This is a genomic window from Wolbachia endosymbiont of Dactylopius coccus, from assembly GCF_977011065.1.
Genome location: NZ_OZ347065.1, coordinates 877286 through 895835, shown reverse-complemented (window position 1 = coordinate 895835; position 18550 = coordinate 877286). Strand labels below are relative to the sequence as shown.

General features: G+C 34.9%; 21 protein-coding genes, 1 pseudogene and 1 riboswitch. Of the genes and pseudogenes, 8 read left to right on the top strand and 14 right to left on the bottom strand.

The genetic code is table 11. The features are described 5' to 3' along the window. Positions 1-272: 272 nt before the first annotated feature. Positions 273-1284, top strand: a protein-coding gene (locus ACWHVF_RS04855) for an IS630 family transposase (protein WP_447933057.1) whose coding sequence is annotated in 2 segments (ribosomal slippage) — positions 273-734 and positions 736-1284 — 1011 coding nt in all. Because the reading frame shifts where the segments join, the coding sequence is not laid out codon by codon here. Here the strand turns inward: ACWHVF_RS04855 and ACWHVF_RS04850 are convergent. After that, complete coding sequence (locus ACWHVF_RS04850) at positions 1241-1363, bottom strand: hypothetical protein (protein ID WP_447933308.1); 123 nt, start codon at positions 1361-1363, stop codon at positions 1241-1243. The genes ACWHVF_RS04855 and ACWHVF_RS04850 overlap by 44 nt on opposite strands. 70 nt (positions 1364-1433) lie before the next feature. On the opposite strand from ACWHVF_RS04850, the gene ACWHVF_RS04845 reads away from it, so the two are divergent. Continuing rightward, positions 1434-1604 carry a hypothetical protein gene (locus ACWHVF_RS04845; protein WP_179945592.1) on the top strand — a complete coding sequence of 57 codons (171 nt, stop codon included), beginning with the start codon at positions 1434-1436 and terminating at the stop codon, positions 1602-1604. Between the two features lie 118 nt (positions 1605-1722). Here the strand turns inward: ACWHVF_RS04845 and ACWHVF_RS04840 are convergent, their stop codons facing one another. The 8 genes from ACWHVF_RS04840 to pgsA all read right to left on the bottom strand — a co-directional run bounded on the left by ACWHVF_RS04840 (position 1723) and on the right by pgsA (position 7989). After that, a complete protein-coding gene (locus ACWHVF_RS04840) occupies positions 1723-2415 on the bottom strand; it encodes a thiamine diphosphokinase (protein WP_064125384.1) in 693 nt (230 codons plus the stop codon). Continuing rightward, positions 2396-2671, bottom strand: a complete 276-nt coding sequence (locus tag ACWHVF_RS04835; RefSeq protein ID WP_006280002.1) for a SemiSWEET family sugar transporter — start codon at positions 2669-2671, stop codon at positions 2396-2398. Before ACWHVF_RS04835 ends, ACWHVF_RS04840 begins: the two co-directional genes overlap by 20 nt. Beyond that, positions 2660-2762: riboswitch (TPP riboswitch) on the bottom strand. (Overlaps the previous gene by 12 nt.) A gap of 76 nt (positions 2763-2838) precedes the next feature. Beyond that, complete coding sequence (locus ACWHVF_RS04830; protein WP_064125390.1) at positions 2839-3684, bottom strand: SPFH domain-containing protein; 846 nt, start codon at positions 3682-3684, stop codon at positions 2839-2841. 7 nt (positions 3685-3691) lie between these two features. Further along, positions 3692-4552 carry a peptidoglycan DD-metalloendopeptidase family protein gene (locus ACWHVF_RS04825; protein ID WP_447933302.1) on the bottom strand — a complete coding sequence of 287 codons (861 nt, stop codon included), beginning with the start codon at positions 4550-4552 and terminating at the stop codon, positions 3692-3694. A gap of 273 nt (positions 4553-4825) precedes the next feature. After that, entirely contained in the window at positions 4826-5566 is a 741-nt protein-coding gene (locus ACWHVF_RS04820) for a YebC/PmpR family DNA-binding transcriptional regulator (RefSeq protein WP_064125385.1), read from the bottom strand. 59 nt (positions 5567-5625) lie between these two features. Next, positions 5626-6333: an outer membrane protein assembly factor BamD gene (locus ACWHVF_RS04815; RefSeq protein WP_064125386.1), complete on the bottom strand. Its 708-nt coding sequence runs from the start codon at positions 6331-6333 to the stop codon at positions 5626-5628. 60 nt (positions 6334-6393) lie between these two features. Beyond that, a complete protein-coding gene (locus ACWHVF_RS04810; RefSeq protein WP_064125387.1) occupies positions 6394-7335 on the bottom strand; it encodes a hypothetical protein in 942 nt (313 codons plus the stop codon). Positions 7336-7446: 111 nt separating this feature from the next. Beyond that, on the bottom strand, positions 7447-7989 hold the full coding sequence (gene pgsA, locus ACWHVF_RS04805) for a CDP-diacylglycerol--glycerol-3-phosphate 3-phosphatidyltransferase (RefSeq protein ID WP_064125388.1): 543 nt from the start codon (positions 7987-7989) through the stop codon (positions 7447-7449). Positions 7990-8122: 133 nt separating this feature from the next. Between pgsA and ACWHVF_RS04800 the strand changes: the two genes are divergently transcribed. The 4 genes and pseudogenes from ACWHVF_RS04800 (at position 8123) to tnpC (ending at position 11607) form a co-directional block, all read left to right on the top strand. Continuing rightward, positions 8123-9445 (top strand): malic enzyme-like NAD(P)-binding protein, encoded by a 1323-nt coding sequence (locus ACWHVF_RS04800; protein ID WP_082860937.1) that lies wholly within the window; start codon positions 8123-8125, stop codon positions 9443-9445. A gap of 78 nt (positions 9446-9523) precedes the next feature. Beyond that, entirely contained in the window at positions 9524-9742 is a 219-nt protein-coding gene (locus ACWHVF_RS04795) for a BolA/IbaG family iron-sulfur metabolism protein (protein ID WP_006280012.1), read from the top strand. Positions 9743-9757: 15 nt separating this feature from the next. Further along, on the top strand, positions 9758-10081 hold the full coding sequence (grxD, locus tag ACWHVF_RS04790) for a Grx4 family monothiol glutaredoxin (protein WP_064125389.1): 324 nt from the start codon (positions 9758-9760) through the stop codon (positions 10079-10081). A gap of 151 nt (positions 10082-10232) precedes the next feature. Further along, positions 10233-11607, top strand: a pseudogene (tnpC, locus tag ACWHVF_RS04785) (IS66 family transposase). Positions 11608-11627: 20 nt separating this feature from the next. Here the strand turns inward: tnpC and ACWHVF_RS04780 are convergent. Next, a complete protein-coding gene (locus ACWHVF_RS04780) occupies positions 11628-12710 on the bottom strand; it encodes an efflux RND transporter periplasmic adaptor subunit (protein WP_064124740.1) in 1083 nt (360 codons plus the stop codon). Positions 12711-12938: 228 nt separating this feature from the next. Further along, complete coding sequence (locus tag ACWHVF_RS04775) at positions 12939-13091, bottom strand: hypothetical protein (RefSeq protein WP_447933216.1); 153 nt, start codon at positions 13089-13091, stop codon at positions 12939-12941. Positions 13092-13111: 20 nt separating this feature from the next. Here ACWHVF_RS04775 and ACWHVF_RS04770 point away from each other — a divergent pair, with 20 nt between their 5' ends. Continuing rightward, on the top strand, positions 13112-13864 hold the full coding sequence (locus ACWHVF_RS04770; RefSeq protein ID WP_064124816.1) for an IS5 family transposase: 753 nt from the start codon (positions 13112-13114) through the stop codon (positions 13862-13864). Here the strand turns inward: ACWHVF_RS04770 and ACWHVF_RS04765 are convergent. The 3 genes from ACWHVF_RS04765 to ACWHVF_RS04755 form a co-directional block, all read right to left on the bottom strand. After that, entirely contained in the window at positions 13829-14794 is a 966-nt protein-coding gene (locus ACWHVF_RS04765) for a Fic family protein (RefSeq protein ID WP_447933215.1), read from the bottom strand. The genes ACWHVF_RS04770 and ACWHVF_RS04765 overlap by 36 nt on opposite strands. Before the next feature lie 300 nt (positions 14795-15094). Further along, on the bottom strand, positions 15095-16837 hold the full coding sequence (gene dnaG / locus ACWHVF_RS04760) for a DNA primase (RefSeq protein WP_447933214.1): 1743 nt from the start codon (positions 16835-16837) through the stop codon (positions 15095-15097). A 248-nt stretch (positions 16838-17085) separates the two neighbouring features. After that, complete coding sequence (locus ACWHVF_RS04755) at positions 17086-17277, bottom strand: hypothetical protein (protein WP_179945563.1); 192 nt, start codon at positions 17275-17277, stop codon at positions 17086-17088. Between the two features lie 74 nt (positions 17278-17351). Here ACWHVF_RS04755 and ubiG point away from each other — a divergent pair, with 74 nt between their 5' ends. Then, positions 17352-18521, top strand: a complete 1170-nt coding sequence (ubiG, locus tag ACWHVF_RS04750; RefSeq protein ID WP_064124939.1) for a bifunctional 2-polyprenyl-6-hydroxyphenol methylase/3-demethylubiquinol 3-O-methyltransferase UbiG — start codon at positions 17352-17354, stop codon at positions 18519-18521. Positions 18522-18550 lie beyond the last annotated feature (29 nt).

Sequence of the window (18550 nt, the reverse complement as noted above, 5' to 3'; positions counted from 1 at the left end):
ACGGATACCATAAAATTATAGCGGCTGCATGTCTTTTTTATTTTTTCTACATTCAGCCAAATCGCGCTTAAACTAAGCGTCAGCACATTATTACAGCGCCACTTACAGTAATATAGAGTCAAAACTCGCACCACGGGGCTTCTTTTGCCTTTTTTTTCATTTAGTAGATTTCTTAATGTTTGTGGCTAATACCAATTCCCATTACACGGCAAACAGATAGACAATAATAGAAGACAAGCCATAATGAAATAAGTGAAATAGTCGAGGTATAAATGGCACTAAGATCAAAATTATTGGATGAAGAAGTAGTAAAATCAGCAAAAAAAATGCTGAAGAAAGTAAGGAACAATGCATATGTTGCAAAAAAACTAAATGCTGTAATTGCAGCAAAAAAGCATAGTATAACGGCTGTAGCAAAAATATATTGCATTTCAAGAAGCGCACTAACTTCGTGGATAAAACTCTTGAAATTAGGCAGAGAAGAAAAATTGTTTGCTCCTCCACAACGGCGTAGAAAAACTAAATTAAATCAGGCTCAACTACAGCAAGTTGAAGCATGGGTAGGAGAAAATCCTAATATTACCATTAAAGAAATGAGAATAAGAATCCAGGAAAAGTTCGGCTTAAATATTAGCAAATCTACAGTACACCGCTATATGCAAAAGATGAAATTCTCTTATATTACACCAAGACCAGTACACAATGTACAAGATAAAAGAAAACAAGAGGAATTCAAAAAAAAATCTCAACGAAGTTATTGGCAAGTATTCTGAAAAAGAGCTGTTTTTCTTCGATGAATCGCGGTTTGGCACACATTCAAAGACCGGGCATGGATGGTTTAAAAAAGGCGTCAGAACAAAAGTTAAGGTAAAATTAGGTAGGGAAAATTTTTATCTCTACAGTGCAGTTAATCCTAGAAATGGGGAGAATTCTAGCTTGTTTGCACCGAATGTCAACACTGATTGTATGAATATATTTCTTGAGCAAATGTCTCAATATTTGGGACCACGAGAAGCCTTTCTTGTTATGGATTGTGCTAGTTGGCATAAGTCGAAAAGTTTAAAGGTACCTAAAAATATTGAGATTATATACCTACCACCATACTCACCTGAACTCAATCCAGTTGAGAGGCTTTGGTTGTATGTAAAACAGAACATTTTGCGCAATAAAATATACGATACTATTGCTTTGCTTGAGAGTGCTTTGTGTAAATTTATTACTTCTCTTACCTACTCCACAATTAAACAACTCTGCTATGTATCCTATTTGAATGACCAACAATGAGAATTGGTATTACTTTCTTCAGCATTTCTTTTGCTGATTCTACTACTTTTTCATCCAATAATTTTGATCTTAATGCCATTTATACCTCAACTATTTTACTTACTTCATTATGGCTTTTCTTCCATTGTTGTCCATCTGTTTGCCGTGTAATGGGAATTGGTATAAAAGAGTCCAAGAGAGGTGTCATGCCAGTGCTCCTTTTTTTGTCATCCCAGTCTGGGATCCAGCATTTCACGCAATTCCATCAAGAACGTTGTATTTTACATAACACTTTTATGCTTACCAACTTAATAAAATTCCTGGATCCCAGACTGGGATGACAAAAATAAGAAGGCTACTCGGATGAAAGGAGAAGGCACTGCCGTCATAAAGGAACCAGTGTCAGCTACTTGGATGATACCTTTTTTCTACTTAGTTTGGGTTATGCAAGAAGTCTATTTACTTCTTAACTTGACGCACATGATGTCTTGCAGCATCATCTACTGCTTCTAAATATACCATTACTAGACATATACCACTGTGTACTTCTATGGATACTTTATCCCTTAGACTTCGGTTAAAACAAGAATTTTTCCCTGGAAAAGCAAGGTTACTAAGGTACAGTTCCCACTTTAACCCTTTAGTTGATATTTGTGCTGTGGGCATACCAAGTAAAGATATTTTAGTATTTTTTGATAAAGAAAAAAAATGGGTAGTACCTTTTTGTAAGGTATAACCTACCATGGGAGGTGAAGGTGTGTAAAAGATACTGCCCGTACTTAGAAAAATGTTAATATTCTGTAGTATGTGATCAATTGCTCCTCCAGTAATACCCGTTACTATTGATGGCAATAACTTTACTGTTTTTAAGTGAGCCATTGCTTTAGAAAAGTCGCAATAATCTTGATCAGGTAGATATATCGTATTCAAATTAGCACGTAAATCCGGATTTACGCTATCCAAATCTCCTACTACAAGATCAGGTTTCACGCCAATTGATAGAAGTTTGTTTGCTCCTCCATCTACAGCAATAATAGGTATATCTCGTTTAAAAAACGATGAGCTCGGTATTTCTCCATTTAGCACTACAATAGAACGATATTGTTGTTGTGTACTGCAGTGCAGCACATGATCATGGTGCAGGTTTTGCATCGTAGTAACATTTTTGAATAATTGATATTATGCTAATCACTAATCCAGCAATATTGCTAAGCACCACAAAAATTGAGCTCTGGTAAAGACCATAGCCAATCCAAGACAATGAACAAATAAGATAGTTTACTAACATTAGCATCGATACATCACGAGTAACTTTAGTGATATATGCTTTATATACTTGAGGTGATAATCCAATTAGAGATGCAATTAACGCAATGAAGCCGAAGCATTCTTCAATATTTATATACATACATTTTCCTACGCTTGCTTTAACAATATCAGGTTCAAAGGGTTGTACTTTATGTACTCTCAGCTTTTCTAGAGCACCCCTAATGCGTGTAATTTATAACATCATTTAGTCTATTAATCAAGAAATTAATAGTGACTTGCATTTATGAAACCCAATCGGCTTCTATGCTAATTATTATCCAAACTAATCGTCGGTTGTGCATCTTGCTCAGAGATTAGGGCAACCAACAAATTATTTATCAATTGAACCTTTTGCTTGCCATCTAATTGTAAGCTTTTGTTTTTTTCAAAATGAGCTATTACTTCCTCGACAATTCCTATTGCATTTTGCACTATATGCCTTCTTGCCGAAGTGATAGCATGTGCTTGTTGACGCCTTAACATTGCTTGTGCAATCTCGGACGAATACGCCAAATGCGATATTCTTGCTTCTGTAATCTCAATTCCTGCAATATCTAATCTTTGTTGTAACATTGACCGCAATTCATTCGAAATTTTATCAGAATTTTTACGTAAAGATTCCTCATCGCTTTCGCTATCATACGGATAATTGCTTGCTAATTCTCTTATTACTGAGTCACTTTGTACAAAAACAAATTCGTGATAGTTGTTAACATTATAATACGCCTTTGCAGGACTGCTCACTCTCCAAACAATTACTGCAGAAATCTCTATTGGACTTCCATTTGCATCATTAACTTTTATTTTTTCTGTGTTAATATTCTGAAATTTTAGGGAAACTATATATTTGCTTGAAAAGGGAAGCGTTACACATATTCCAGACTTAAAATAAGTTCCAATATAATGACCAAAAAATTCTATCACTCTTGCTTCATTAGGGTCATTAATAAAAAATCCTTGAAGAAAAGTCAAAATTGAAACGGCAGCAACTCCAAGCGCAATTGTGCTGTCATATACCAAAAAAAGCAGCGATAAAATTAATCCTAGCGCTACTAGTACAGGAAAAGCCCGAATTTGACTCAAATTTCTATCGTTTATCGTATTCTTATCCATACTGTCTTTAAACTTCTTTTTCACTTGAACCCTCTCTGTTGATCGCTTTATTTATCTTATTTACAAATAGTTTAAACTCTCTTAATTCATGATCAGGCAATTTTACTTCAGTTTTATGTGCTATCGTAAGCGGATCGATGTGTTTGCCGTTATATATAACTTCGTAATGTAAATGGGGTCCTGTTGCAACACCAGTGCTACCAACATAGGCGATGACCTGCCCCTGCTTTACTTTAGAGCCTAACTTTATATCGCCACTAAATCTACTTATATGCGCATAACAGGTTGAATATTCATTTTTGTGTTTTATTTTGATATAATTTCCATAGCCACCATTCTTTCCTATATATTCTACCACACCCTCTGCAGCAGCGTATATGGGAGTGCCAAGCTTAGCTGCATAATCCACTCCTTTGTGAAAAGCAATTTTACCGCGAACAGGATGCTTTCTATTGCCAAATTTTGAGGATATGCGATAATCTCCATTTAAAGGATTTGCAAAAATTTCGCCATTTTTTAAGCTTATTCCTTCTTTATTAAAATACCTTTCTTTGCCGTCTTGCGATTTATAATGATATAAACTAATAGCTTTCTTGTTTATTGTCAGTGAAGCATATAAAATCTTTTCTTCAGTCTTCTGATTACCGAGCGATCTCTCAAAAAGAACCTCCAATTTACTCTTCGGCACAATGTCTTTTTTAAAATCAACACCAAAATCTTTATATATGTTGATCAATTTTACCACTGTATTTGGCGCCAACCCTTGCTCAATTCCCGTGGCAAAAAAGGAAGATTTTATGGTACTGGATATGAATAATAATCTTCTATCATGGTTGTTTTCTGTCACCTCAAAATCCTCTCCTGTCATTCCAGCGCTTGACGCTGGAATCCAGTTTTTATTATACAATCGCTTGATGTGTTCATTTGTAATTGAATTTTCTGGATCCAAGTAGTCAAGCACTGGGATGACATCTTTCTTGGTGGAAATTACCCTTATATCACAATGTTCGTACAGTTGTTTGTTTGACACTGGCTCTTTTTTCCTGATCCCATGCTGGAACAGCACTGCAAAATCTGTTGATGTTTCAGCGGTATATAACGGTAAGATAAAGAGCAGTATAAATATAATCAGCTTCATCATTTAAACAGCATCAACAAAAGTAAAATTACCTTCCACATACTGTACATCATCATTATCTTCCAGCTCTTCAACCAATGCAGATAATTTATCAATCAACTCTTTATCGCTAATTTCAATCAGATCTTTTGGCTGCCGTGAAAGACGAGCAAGTTCTGGTTCTCCGAATTTTGCATAAAAGGCATCGCGTACTTTACCAAAATCTTTTATTTCACAAGTTATAACGTGTAATCCTTCTTTGTCATTTTCCTCAACATTCAATACTTCTAATTCGATTCCATGACTGAATAAATCGTCAAAATTCATACCTTCTGCTTTATAGATGATTAAGCCTACATGATCGAAAAGGTAACTAACACTTCCTGTTTCTCCTAAATTTCCACCTTTACGAGAAAAGATATAACGTACCTCAGAAGCAGTACGGTTGCGGTTATTAGTCAAGGCATGGACAATGAGTGCAGTGCCAAAAGGCCCATGACCTTCATATTGTATTTCCTCGTAATTTTCTCCAGCAACGTTACCAGTTGCATTTTTTATTGCTGTTTCTATTTTATCTTTTGGTAGATTTTCCTTGCGTGCAGCAAATATAGCAGAGCGAAGGCGCGGGTTGAGTTCGGGATCTGGTAGCCCTTGCTTTGCAGCAACTGCTATTTCTCTGATCAGCTTCGTAAATTTTTGAGAGCGCTTTGCATCCTGAGCGCCTTTCCGATGTTTTATATTTGAAAATTGTGAATGACCAGCCATATTCAAATAGTTAAAAACCTAATTATATATCAAAGCATAGAAAAAGCTAAAGCAAATTTTCAAGCCTCTGGCTTGGCATCTTGCAGGTTTTCTGCTAATAACATACTTTCATATTGCTCAGCTTCTAAGTCAAGGCCAAGAGCTGAATGGGCTGCTATTAAATGGTTAATAGACTTAGAAAAATATTTAGAATCCTTATAGCTTGCCATATTCTGGAAACGCTTAATTGCTGCTAAATATTCACCACGCCTCAGGTAAAATTTACCGATAGAATACTCTTTTGTTGATATATGCTCTGTGATTAATTTTGCTTTTTCCTTGATTTCATCTATATATTCGCTGTCTGGGAAAAGGTTAATGTACTCTGTAGCCAGCTCTAAAGTTTTATATGCAGTTTGCTGTCCAAGTTGCACTTTATTAATTTGCATGTAATAAGATAATACTCTTAAGTAGTATACATATGGTAAATCTTCACCATTTGAATAAACATATATATAATCATCCATATCACTTGTAGCACTGCTGTAGTTACCCATATTATAGTGAGAAACCCCAGATAATAATTTCGCTTTCATTGCCCAATAAGACAAAGGATACAAATCCTCTATCTTATGAAATGCCCTAATAGCTTGTTTATATTTTTTCTGGTCAAAAAGTTCAACTGCTTCTTCATATAGTTCAGTTTCAGTTTTTTCAAGATCATTCGCATACGATTGTGTAAAGGAGCAAATTAGGAAAATAAAGCACGTGATTAAAGTCTTATACATAAGATTTTTTTCGATCAAAATAAAGTATAGACCTAAATATTACTTAAATAAATAAATTTCTTAGGCAATAGCCGGCCCTTCTTCTTTATAACTACGGTCAGAACTACCTGCATTTCTTGATTCACCTCGTCCTTCCACTTTTGGATCTTTCAGCGTTTTGCTGTAGGAACGTATAGTTAATATCTGTACAACCATAAAAAGTGCAATACCTATCAAGCCTAAAGTAGGCCCAACAGCAGGATTTAAGGATGATGCTAATGCCATTAACATTATTCTTCTTATTAAAAATATAGAAGAACCAGCAAGCGCCAATCCTGCTATAGACATATTGCTAGTTTTCTTGCTAGATTTCTCATCAAGATTAGATTTTTCTGTTTCCTTTTTCTTATTTTTTTCATGCTCACCAATATAAGAAGCAAGAGTTGCAAGAAAAGCAATTGCATTGGCAAGAAATAAAATTGCATCCTCTGCTGCTTCAAGTGAAGATGTTTCATCCATTATCATACCTACAATAACCAGTGCAGTTGTTATAGCCTCAATATAGATCAAACACTGACCTATATCAGAAATATTGTGCTCTTTTTCCTTTACTTCCTCTCCATTTTCAATATTCTTCAACTCTCGTTCTTTTTGTGCTATTTTCCTATTATTGTAAATTAAATATAGCGTACAAATAAGAGATAGGACCATAAAAGGTAATATAGTGTGGCTTAGCGCGCCACTTATCACGCCAAGTAATACCTGATCGCTACATATTTTTTCCAGTTCAATAGCCATAAATAATGCAAATGGAACCATTGTTACCAATGATGCACATTGTCTATATAGCTCTCTTTTTTTTAACGTTAATAGCTCTTGTTCTAGCCTTTCTCTTTTGACTTCTTTATCAACTGTCGGCCAAAAATCCCAAAAAAACTCTTCTAATGGTTCAAAATCTCTTTTTTTCTTATTCTTTCCTGGAACCTTTTTGGTAGAAGAAAATTTGCCACTAGGTATTTTCATAATATTAACCTAATTAGTTGTAAGTTAATACAATTATACACCTTTTTGCTTTCTGAGTCAATATCACTAAGATATTAACTACTCTTGTCTATTAACTATTTCCTAGGAGATTTAATCAATCTGTTTGATGCCGGCTAGGATATAATTATAGCCCGACCACACAGTTATAATAGCTGCAACCCATAAACAAATCGCACCTGTATATTGAATCATATAATAATCGTTCATTATTAGCGCTACTACAGCAACCATCTGTAGAAATGTTTTAATTTTTCCAGCTTTGCTTACAGGTAGACTAACATTTGTAGCTATCAAAAACTCCCGTAAACCCGAAACTAATATCTCCCGACAGATGATGATAATCGACGGTACTATTGTAAAATCATTTATCTTTTGCTTATAAATTAGCATAATTATTGTTGAAACCACTATTAATTTATCAGCAATTGGATCAAATAGCTTGCCAAACTTTGATTGGACTTTCCACGCACGCGCCAGGTAACCATCAAAAAAATCCGTAATGCACGCAAACACAAAGATTGATATTATTATCAGGCCTGCATATTTATTTTCTATATAAAAACTTAATATTATGGCTGGTATTGCAAGTGCACGAGAAATTGTAAGCAAATTAGGCACGTTTTTCTTAAGCATGTAATATCATCTTACGTAATAGGTAAACTTATACAGAAGTACAACAGAGTTCACAAGCTAATAGTTTAAATTGAACATTTATAAAAACTCCATATACTTAAAAAATACAAGCTTAAAATATAAGGATGTAATGATGAACGATGATTTAGATAGTACCACAAAACAAGAAGCACTTAAGTATCACAGTAGAGGTGGTAACCCTGGTAAAATTTCAATTATGCCAACAAAACCTTTATCTACCCAGTATGATTTGTCACTTGCTTATTCCCCTGGCGTTGCAGCTCCGTGTCTTGAAATAGCTAAAAATCCTGAGGTTGTTTATGATTATACGGCAAAAAGCAACTGTGTTGCTGTCATTTCAAATGGCACTGCAGTGCTTGGACTTGGTAATATCGGTCCTCTTGCTGCAAAACCTGTCATGGAAGGCAAAGCTGTTTTATTTAAGCGTTTTGCTGATATTGATGCAGTTGATATAGAAGTTGGTACAGAAAATATAGAAGATTTCATCAATGCAGTAAGATATCTTGGACCAAGTTGGGGGGGGATAAATTTAGAAGATATAAGATCTCCCGATTGTTTTATAATAGAGAAACGCCTGAATGAACTGATGGATATTCCAGTGTTCCATGATGACCAGCATGGAACTGCGGTGGTTGTTGCAGCTGGTATAGAAAATGCTCTTGATATCGTTGAAAAGAAATTAGAGGACGTTAAGATCATTATGAATGGTGCTGGAGCAGCCGGTATTGCATGTTTAGAAATACTAAAGTCCATGGGCGCTAAAAATATAGTGCTGTGTGATAAGCAAGGAGTAATATACAAAGGTAGAAACGAGGATATGAATGAGTGGAAGGAAAAGTATGCAATTGATACTTCCGAACGTTCTCTACTTGATACAATAAAAGGCGCTGATGTATTCATCGGACTATCTGCAAAAGATGTGTTAAATGAAGAGATGTTAAAGAGTATGGGCAAAGACCCGATTATTTTTGCTCTTGCCAATCCCGATCCAGAAGTAAGGCCTGAGTTTGCAAAATCTGTGAGGCCAGATGCAATAATTGCAACTGGTAGGTCAGATTACAACAACCAAGTCAACAACGTAATGGGTTTTCCTTATATATTTAGAGGGGCACTTGATGTACATGCAACAACAATAAATGATGAAATGAAAATTGCAGCTGCAGATGCAATAGCAAAGCTTGCCCGTGAGCCAGTACCAGGTGAGATATCTGCAGTCTATGGCGGTCGTAAAATGGGCTATGGACGTGAATATATAATACCTACTCCATTTGACCCAAGATTAATTTCTATAGTAGCTCCTGCTGTTGCAAAAGCCGCAGTTGATTCAGGTATTGCAAGAAAGGCAATACAAGATTGGAGTAAATATGAAAATCAATTGAAATCTCGCCTTGCTAGTGCACTTAACACGCTGAATCTACTGTCTTCACAATATTAGTAACCATATAATCAATAATTCAATTGCACCCAGTCGTTTTAGATTTATAATGAAAGTATTGTAATTTAAAGCAAATCAATGACTATTGCAATTCACGAATTAGAGAGGATCATCAAACAATCGTTCCCCGACGCTGATATAAAGATTCATGATCTTGCTGGAGATGATGACCATTATCATTTAAAAATAAACTCCAAGTGTTTTCTTGGAAAGACAAAAATAGAACAGCATAAAATGGTGTATAAAGCTCTGGAAGGTCAGTCTATACACGCCTTGCAACTAGAAACTAATACTTAAAAATAAGGTAAATTTATGAGCAGTTTTGAACAAATAAAAAAAGATATAGCGGAAAATGATGTGGTGTTGTACATGAAAGGCACTTCTGATTTTCCTCAATGCGGATTCTCTGGACTCGTCGTGTCAATCCTAAAAAAATTGAACGTGAAGTTTAAGTATATTAACGTGTTGGAGAATGATGAAATACGTGAATCTATAAAAAAGTTTTCTGATTGGCCAACAATTCCACAATTATATATAAAGGAAGAGTTTATCGGTGGTTGCGACATCACTCGCGAGATGTATGAAAAAGGCGAACTGCAAAATTTATTGAAGGAAAAAAAAATTACTGCGGAATAAGTACCAAGAAACCAGTGCCCAGACGCTGGATAACGTAGTATACTATGAAAAGGGATCTTATGTCTTAAACCTTGTATCCGTTCAGCGGAGTGGCAGAATAAGGTAGACAAGGTGATCTAAAAAGATAATCATAGAGCAAAAGTGAGGTAATGTGGTAAACCTTTTAGAACTTTGCAAAAATTTACAGCAAAAAATAGAAAAGTTAGAAGCAAAAATAGAAAGGCTGGAAAGAGAGAATGAAAGTTTAAAAGCAGAGAACAAGGCTTTAAAGATAGAGAACGCTGAATTAAAGGAGAGGCTTGGTTTAAACTCAAGAAATTTATCTCTACCAAGCTCTAGAGAGTTGTACAAAATAAAAAAGGACAAGCCAAAGAGCGACAGAAACGTCGGTGGTCAGGTTGGTCATAAAGGAAGTTTTCGCGCCAAAATGGATGCAGATGAGGTGATAAAAGTAAAGTTGTCATCTACTTGCGAATGTGGAGGAGAGATTGGAATATGTGGGAAACCTTACATTCATCAAAAAGTTGATCTTCCGGAAATCAAGCCTTATGTAGTAGAATATCAATTAGAGCATGGCCGTTGCCGGAGATGCGGGAAAAGAAGAAGCAGTAAGTTACCAGAAGGTGTTACGTCAGATACATTTGGACCAAGGGTTAAGTCAATAATTGCAGCGTTCAGCGGGTTTTACAAAAATTCAAAACGCGAAATAGCGAGTGTCGTAAATGATATCTTCAATTTGAACATAAGCGTCGGTAGCATATCAAATAGTGAACATAGAGTTGCTTCAAAATGCAAAAAAATGTATGAGCAGATCGAACAAGAGATAAGTAGGAGTAAAGTTCTACATATTGATGAAACGAGCCATTATAACAAAGGTAAACTCGCTTGGTGTTGGATGTTTGCAAGCAATACGGCAAGTTTTGTAAAATTTACAGAGTCAAGAGGAATGAAAGTTTTACAAAGTAGTAAATTCTGCAATCGCAATAGCTTAGTAGTAACCGACAGGTACGCAGCATACAACTACTTTGCCGATAAAAACAGGCAAATCTGCTGGGCACATTTATCAAGAGATTTTGAAAGGTTAGCGCATAGTTGGAATATTAAAGTCAAAGTTCTGGGCTGTTACTTGAGAAACGTAGCCACTGAATTATTTGCACTGAAAAAAGCTTTACTAAAAAGTGAAATAGATGTTTTAAGATTTGCCAGACGCGCAAGAAAATTGCGAAAGCGTACACGATGTTACTTGAAGCCGTTTACCTGAAGCAATTGGAGCTTCTCGAGTTGCGAAAAATATTTTGAAATCTGAAAGAATGATGTGGAATTTTTTAGATGACTCAGAAAATATTCCATTGACAAATAATCACGCTGAACAACAGATACGACACTATGTCGTTTACCGTAAAAACTCATATTTTACACAATCACAGCAAGGAAACACATTCCTCGAACGGATAATTTCATTATACTTAACATGGAAACAAAAGGGGCTAAACCCTTTCCAAAATCTCCTATCTATTGTTTCTTAAACCACTCTGCTGAACGGATACTAAACCTTATCACCAGGCTTAACAAATAGGTGGCCCAATACTATTAACTTTATGGGTTTACCTTCGTTATTTGCTACTATCCAAACCCCATCGCTCTCATGATCAACAATTTCTATTGGTGCAAATACTACATAATTATTATCATCAACAATCTTTATTCCAAGAGCACCTTCGTCACTTAAGCTCAGGGCTGAAGAAGGAACTTTATATGCAAATCTTTCGCCTGAAGGTAGCCTTACGTTGGCAGTTAGTCCCTGCAAGGATATCATTTTATTATTAGTTACCTTCACTTCTACCCTATAAGACCCAGTTTTAGGCTCAGCAATTTTACTAATAAAACTTACTTCACCTGCCAATTCTTTTCCATCCAGCAAATTAATTTGAGCTGTGCTGCCTAGCTCTATTTTATTTACTTCATTTTCCGAAATGTATAATACTACAAGAATTTGATCGAAATTAACCACGTCAGCTATTTTTTGCCCAGCATTAACAAAATCCCCTTCGTTTGCATTGATTTTATCAATATAACCATCTATAGGAGATGTGACTGCAGTATTTTCTAAATCCAATTCTAGCCTTTTTAGGTCAGCTTTTGCACTTTGTAACGCAGTAAAAGCTGCTTCTACTTGTATTTGTGCTCCATAGCCTTTTTTATTCAGTTTGTGAGAGGAATCATACTCAATTTCACGCTGCTTTAATAAAGCTTTGGCTTTCTGAGCTTGCTCAATCCTGTCATAATCTTCTATCTTTAACACTACATCATCTCTTTTTACCTTTTCACCATCAGGTAAATAAATAGCAATAATTTTACCACTTATTTTTGAGACAAGGCTAGCTCTATGTAAGGGATTTACTGTACCAGAAAAATTTAAATATATAGTGCGGTTTTGCGGCGCACATTCTTGAGTTTTTACTGAAAAGCTACTAGTTGCATTATCACTATGAACCGCCTGATCTTTTTTTAAAAATGCATTACTGCTAAAAAACAGTAGAATAAAAGCAATACTGGAAATGATGATTGCTTTATTTCTCATCTTTAAATAATAGAATTTGTTAACTAATTTTGTTAGAAACAACTGCATAAATTTTCGAATCAGAAATATAAGTATAATACATGCCCCATTGTCACTCCATAAATAATTTTATATGAGAACAAACACAAGATTTTCCTACAATAAGTAAGTTTTTTATTGCAAAAATGCAATTTTTAATCGAATAAAAATGTAAAATTGCAAATAAAGTTGTGTATAAGACTGGATTTAAAAAAATCTCGAAAAACATACTAAAACTTTTAAATAATAACTTTATATCTAGTGGCTTTGCCTTCTCCAAGACGCTGTAAGTATTTCATCCCTAGCAGTTTCTTTGTAATTGCCTCTACTGTTCTTGGAGGAAATCCTAGGCTCTGTGGACAAAAAATATGAAGAGGGAGAAAAAAAGTGGTAGTTTAACCAAATGAACATAAAAATGGAGAAACTACCGAATGGAATATTATATAAAAGAAAGAAATTGGAAACAAATTTTAGAATTCATAAAAGGCATAAAAGGAATGCATAGTAAAGACGAAAAACGTTTAAGAATATTCATAGAAGCAGTGTGGTATATGGCGCGAAGTGGTTGCCAATGGCGACTTTTGCCGAAAATCTATGGCAATTACAGAAGTATACACAAACGATTTAAGAGATGGTGCGAAAGGGGTATTTGGAAAAATTTATTGGAGTACACAAAACAAGAGCCAGATTTAGAAGCCGTCATAATCGACGGTACGATCATTAGAGCCCATCCATGTTCGGCTGGATATACAAAAGATTCGAAGGATCAAGAGGCTTTAGGGCGAAGTAAAGGTGGCTTTACGACTAAAATTCATGCACTTGTTGATGCATTGGGAAATCCTTTAAAATTTATACTTACTCCTGGCCAGAGGAATGAAATTACACAAGCTGAAGTATTAACAAAAAATGTCTATAACTCCATTGTAGTAGCTGATAAGGGTTATGACAGCAATGCTTTTGTGGTCAGCCTTGAAAACAGGAAATGTGAAATCGTAATTCCATCAAAAAGGAATCGAAAAGTGCAAAGATACTATGATGAGCATATTTATAAAGAACGTCATTTGATTGAGTGCTTTTTCGGTAAAATTAAAAATTTTAGGCGCATTTTTTCCAGATTTGACAAGACCGCAGAGGTTTACATGGGATTTCTAAATTTTGTTGGAGCTCTCATATGGCTTCTCTAAAATTTTGTCCACAGAGCCTAGAGCTTCTATAGCATCTTTTCTACTAAATTCTTTATCTGCAAGGCTAAGTGCCCACTCCCAGAAGAATAATTGTTTTCTTGATAATAAATATTCAGTATTCTCCCTCTCAAGAATATAATGCGCCTCATTTGCTTGCGTTTTGAGCACATTAAGAAAAAATATTAACCATGGGGAAATATCTTCTTTGCCACTTTTCCAGCTACTTTGTGTTTTATTAAGCGCTAAATAGTAATCAAGTTTGTTAGTTTCAATTATCTTTTCATGTGATACAATAGATACAAAATCATAACCCCGCTGCAACAGCATTAAATTAGTCATCAATCTACTAGTTCTGCCATTCCCATCTTGAAAAGGGTGTATTGCCAGATACTCAAAAACAAAGTTAGCAACAATAATAAGAGGATGCTTAAATTTATTATTTAAGGACCAGTGATACCAATCAATAAGCTCTTGTACTTCCTTTCTAACAAGGTAAGGTGGTGTGGGATCAAAAATTATACCAACAACTTTTCCATTCTGATCTTTTGCCTCAACTCTATTAGAACTTGCTTTGTATTTTCCTCTATGATACAAATCTTTTTCACTATAAAGTAGCATCTGGTTGTTAATGTGCAATATTGATGACTCACTAATTGGAATATCCGTATAATCATGAAATATTAGTTTAAGCATTTCTAAGTAGCCAGCAATTTCTTGCTCATCTCTATTTTTAAATTTTTTGACACGTAGGTTTTTATATAGATCCTCAACTTCTTTATCGGTTAGACGATTTCCTTCAATACGGTTAGAAGCGCCAGAAGATGTAACAATAACTGAATGAGTTAATCTTTCAATTGTTTGTGGTAGTAGTTTTTTCGTTATCTGCCAGCTATTTTTAACACTATCAACTGCAGTAATTAACTCGTACACTTGCTCAATTACAGGCCCTTCTAGGTTGAGACGTGTACTAAGACGAAAATTCTTCCAGTTCATATTCTTCTCACATGCATATTATGTGAGATAATGTGAGATAATGTGATAAAAGTCAATAGTAAGCTTTATATGCATAGCAGAGCTAACTACAAAAATTATACATTTTCAAGTGATCCTAACCATATCAAAAACTACAGGGCAAAGCTGTTGGAGGAAGGCTTAATTAGTTAAAAATTTCAATCTTATGTAAAATATTGTCTTATTTTGTAATTTTCTTGTTGACTAACGAGACGATATCTACTTTTCAATAAATTCCATTTGCATTTCTTGTATATTACTTTCTATTTGCTCTATTTGTTCTATCAACCTTTCTTCTAAGTCAAGATTACCGCTCAGCCTCGCTTCGGTTCTTTCTTTTCGTAATGCATTTAATTCTTTTAGTAACACTATATTATTCCACACAATTTCTGCAGACTTTCTCTCGCTTAATTGACTGTTTAGTACGCTAGTTTTTTCAAATACATACTTTATAACGTCAAACTGTTTCAACTCTTGTAACAAAGCCTCTTTACCAAGTTTGCTTTTGTTACTTATTACATCAATTATACGCTGTTGTAATCTTTTCATCTCATTAGTAAATTCAAAATGAGAAAATTGCTCAAAAAATATAGGATGGTGTAAGATCTCTGGAAATTCTATTACTATACGTAGAATTATAGCCTGATTTTGCTCTGCTTCAATTAGCTCTGGAGATTTGTTATGAAGATACTCACCTTTTGTTGCTTTGCTATTAAAAATCTGTTTTTTGAAGCTACTTCTTAGTTCACTAGCCTTATTGTAAAAATAATCTCTGTAATACCTTCTAATACTGCTGTTGCTAATAGTATTTACATATTCCATGAACTTGTGCTCAAGAATTGAATATTTTTCCGGAGCAAGTTTTTCATAATTTTGCAAATTGCTATCGATTATGTGATGCCATAAATATTCAGAATGCAGTTTTGTTGAATGGTCAAGAGCAGTCAATACGTCTTCTTTCTTGTATTCCAGTTCGTTACATATATCGTATGGATCTTTATTACTCGGCAAAGTCACAAACTTTAACGTGTATCCAGGCTCTAATATTGGCAGAGCAAGTTCTGCAACTCGAGTAGCAGCATGACGTCCAGCACTATCGCCATCCATACAGATGGAGATTTCTTTAGCAAATCTCCATAGATTTTTTATCTGTTCTGCAGAAATTGCGGTACCAAGCGGAGCAACTGCATTACTAATTCCTGCTTGATGTAGCGCTATAGCGTCCATATATCCTTCAACAACGAGTATGTGCTGTTTTTTACGTATTTCGCTTAAAGCAAAGTTTAATCCGTATAAATTCTCCCTCTTCTTGAAGAGCTGACTCTCTGGACTGTTTAAATATTTCGGCTGTTGCTCAAAGCTCAGCGCACGTCCACCAAAACCAATAACTCTTCCTGCAATGTTGTATATAGGAAATATCAGCCGGTCATAAAAATAATCATGAAAATTTTTGTTTACTAATCCAATATCAATTAAAATTTTGTCTTCAATACCTGAAGAGTTTAAATACTCTTTCAAACCAGAGCTTGGTGCATAACCTATCTTAAATTTATCTATGATTTCAGGTAAAATCTTGCGCTGCTTTAAATAATCTACAACGCCCTGATTTTTTTGTGCAAACCAATTTGCAGCTAAATCAAGCGCTAAAAATAGTTTATTGTCCTCTTTTGTAATACTAAGACTTTTGGGCAGTTCAACACCTGTAACTGATGCTAATCTTTCCAATGCTTCTTTAAAGCTTAATCCTTCAGTTTGTGAAATAAATTCAAATGCATCACCGCTAGCTAAGCAACCAAAACAGTAATATAACCCCTTAGTATTGCTCACCGAAAAAGATGGGGTTTTTTCGTTATGAAATGGACAGAGCCCAACAAAACTATCTCCTCTTTTTATTAATCTGACTTTTTTACCTACTATGTCGGATAATAATAATTTTGATTTTATAATATCTATGTGATCCATCTTATTGAATTAGTAGTAGGATAAAAATTATATAGAATTTATACACATCTGACTCGAAATTTATTTCAAGGCTCGCAAAAAATCAGGACAGCTTGACAAAGAACCCAAAATAAATTACTCAAGAATCATGAATATAATTAAAGAAGGTTGATTTAAAGTAGGTACAGTAAATAGTTTTCTTGGATAGCTACTTAGATGACAAAAGAAGGGCATTTGAGAATGGAGAGGAACTATAGCTCCATAAGGTGTCATGCCAGTGCTTGACACTGGCATCCAGGAATTTTGATTGGACACTGAGCTGGTGAGCATAAAAGTAGCTCTTTTATGCTAAAATGAACGTCTTTGACGAGATTGCATGGATCCCAGTGTCTGGGCACTGGGATGACACCCTTCCTTGGTGGACTCAAATCGCAACGTTCGTACAGTTGTGTACTTGACACTGTAATCTATTCAATTTATTAAATCTTATCTGCTTTAATTATATCATTTAATTAGTATAAAATTAATTATTTATATGTCAGATATAGTATCAATTGCCTCAGATCATGCTGGTTATGAATTAAAATCAGAAATAAAATCCTACCTGGAAACCCTGGGTTACACAGCGGTAGATCAAGGCTGCACTGCTCAGCAAAAGTGCGTGGATTATCCAGACTATGCTGCTAAAGTTGTAGAAGATATAACGAGCAAAAAAGCAAATTATGGGATATTAATTTGTGGTACAGGTTTGGGCATGAGTACTGTGGCAAATCGTTTTGAAGGAATCTACGCTGCTTTATGCAATAGTGTTGAGATCGCAAAATTAGCTCGCGAGCATGGCAACGCAAATGTACTGTGTCTTGGTGCAGGGTTTACTGCGAGTGGATTAGCAAAAGACATAGTCAAACAATTCCTCGAAACAGAATTTTCAAAAGAAAGCAGACATAAAAAACGCCTTGATAAACTCAGCAATATAACCTCTAAGAAAAAAAAAACAAAAACTTATAACGAAGATGAAATATCAAAATTCGCTAAAATGGCAGGTGAATGGTGGGATGAGAACGGCAAATTCAAACCATTGCACATGATGAATCCTATTAGAGTATCTTACATTATTGAGAAAATAAAAGAGTTAAAAAAATGCGATTTAAAGGAATTATCATTGCTTGATGTTGGTTGTGGTGGTGGTATTTTGTCAGAGTCAATGGCACGTGTTGGCATTAACGTTGTGGGAATAGATGTGTGTGAGGAAAATATAAAAGTGGCACAATCACATGCGAAAAAAGTAGGGTTAAATATAGAATACATGCACACCAGCATCGAAGAGCTGAATAATAACAAAAAATATGATGTTATTTTACTAATGGAAGTAGTCGAGCATGTGGATAATTTAGAGCTTTTCATGAAAAAAGCGATAGAACTGCTAAAACCGGAGGGGTTAATCTTTATATCCACAATAAATAGAACTATCAAATCCTTCTGTCTTGCAATAATTGGTGCGGAGTACATATTAAACTGGCTGCCAAAAGGCACACACAATTGGAATAAATTTCTCAAGCCGTCAGAAATTGCAAATCACTTAAGAGAAAATAATGTAACATTACAAAACATGGCTGGCATGGAATACAACGTAATAAAGCGTGAGTGGAATCTAACTAAAGACGTGGATGTTAATTATATACTTTGTGGCGTGATAGCCTATTGATTTTTACCACTAGTGCATATACGATAAAA

Bases quoted from the DNA above. Each gene is read 5' to 3' on its own strand.
- ACWHVF_RS04850 (WP_447933308.1), bottom strand. From the start codon at position 1,363: ATGGCATTAAGATCAAAATTATTGGATGAAAAAGTAGTAGAATCAGCA.
- ACWHVF_RS04845 (WP_179945592.1), top strand. From the start codon at position 1,434: ATGGGAATTGGTATAAAAGAGTCCAAGAGAGGTGTCATGCCAGTGCTC.
- ACWHVF_RS04840 (WP_064125384.1), bottom strand. From the start codon at position 2,415: ATGCAAAACCTGCACCATGATCATGTGCTGCACTGCAGTACACAACAA.
- ACWHVF_RS04835 (WP_006280002.1), bottom strand. From the start codon at position 2,671: ATGTATATAAATATTGAAGAATGCTTCGGCTTCATTGCGTTAATTGCA.
- ACWHVF_RS04830 (WP_064125390.1), bottom strand. From the start codon at position 3,684: ATGGATAAGAATACGATAAACGATAGAAATTTGAGTCAAATTCGGGCT.
- ACWHVF_RS04825 (WP_447933302.1), bottom strand. From the start codon at position 4,552: ATGACAGGAGAGGATTTTGAGGTGACAGAAAACAACCATGATAGAAGA.
- ACWHVF_RS04820 (WP_064125385.1), bottom strand. From the start codon at position 5,566: ATGGCTGGTCATTCACAATTTTCAAATATAAAACATCGGAAAGGCGCT.
- ACWHVF_RS04815 (WP_064125386.1), bottom strand. From the start codon at position 6,333: ATGTATAAGACTTTAATCACGTGCTTTATTTTCCTAATTTGCTCCTTT.
- ACWHVF_RS04810 (WP_064125387.1), bottom strand. From the start codon at position 7,335: ATGAAAATACCTAGTGGCAAATTTTCTTCTACCAAAAAGGTTCCAGGA.
- pgsA (WP_064125388.1), bottom strand. From the start codon at position 7,989: ATGCTTAAGAAAAACGTGCCTAATTTGCTTACAATTTCTCGTGCACTT.
- ACWHVF_RS04800 (WP_082860937.1), top strand. From the start codon at position 8,123: ATGAACGATGATTTAGATAGTACCACAAAACAAGAAGCACTTAAGTAT.
- ACWHVF_RS04795 (WP_006280012.1), top strand. From the start codon at position 9,524: ATGACTATTGCAATTCACGAATTAGAGAGGATCATCAAACAATCGTTC.
- grxD (WP_064125389.1), top strand. From the start codon at position 9,758: ATGAGCAGTTTTGAACAAATAAAAAAAGATATAGCGGAAAATGATGTG.
- ACWHVF_RS04780 (WP_064124740.1), bottom strand. From the start codon at position 12,710: ATGCAGTTGTTTCTAACAAAATTAGTTAACAAATTCTATTATTTAAAG.
- ACWHVF_RS04775 (WP_447933216.1), bottom strand. From the start codon at position 13,091: ATGTTCATTTGGTTAAACTACCACTTTTTTTCTCCCTCTTCATATTTT.
- ACWHVF_RS04770 (WP_064124816.1), top strand. From the start codon at position 13,112: ATGGAATATTATATAAAAGAAAGAAATTGGAAACAAATTTTAGAATTC.
- dnaG (WP_447933214.1), bottom strand. From the start codon at position 16,837: ATGGATCACATAGATATTATAAAATCAAAATTATTATTATCCGACATA.
- ubiG (WP_064124939.1), top strand. From the start codon at position 17,352: ATGTCAGATATAGTATCAATTGCCTCAGATCATGCTGGTTATGAATTA.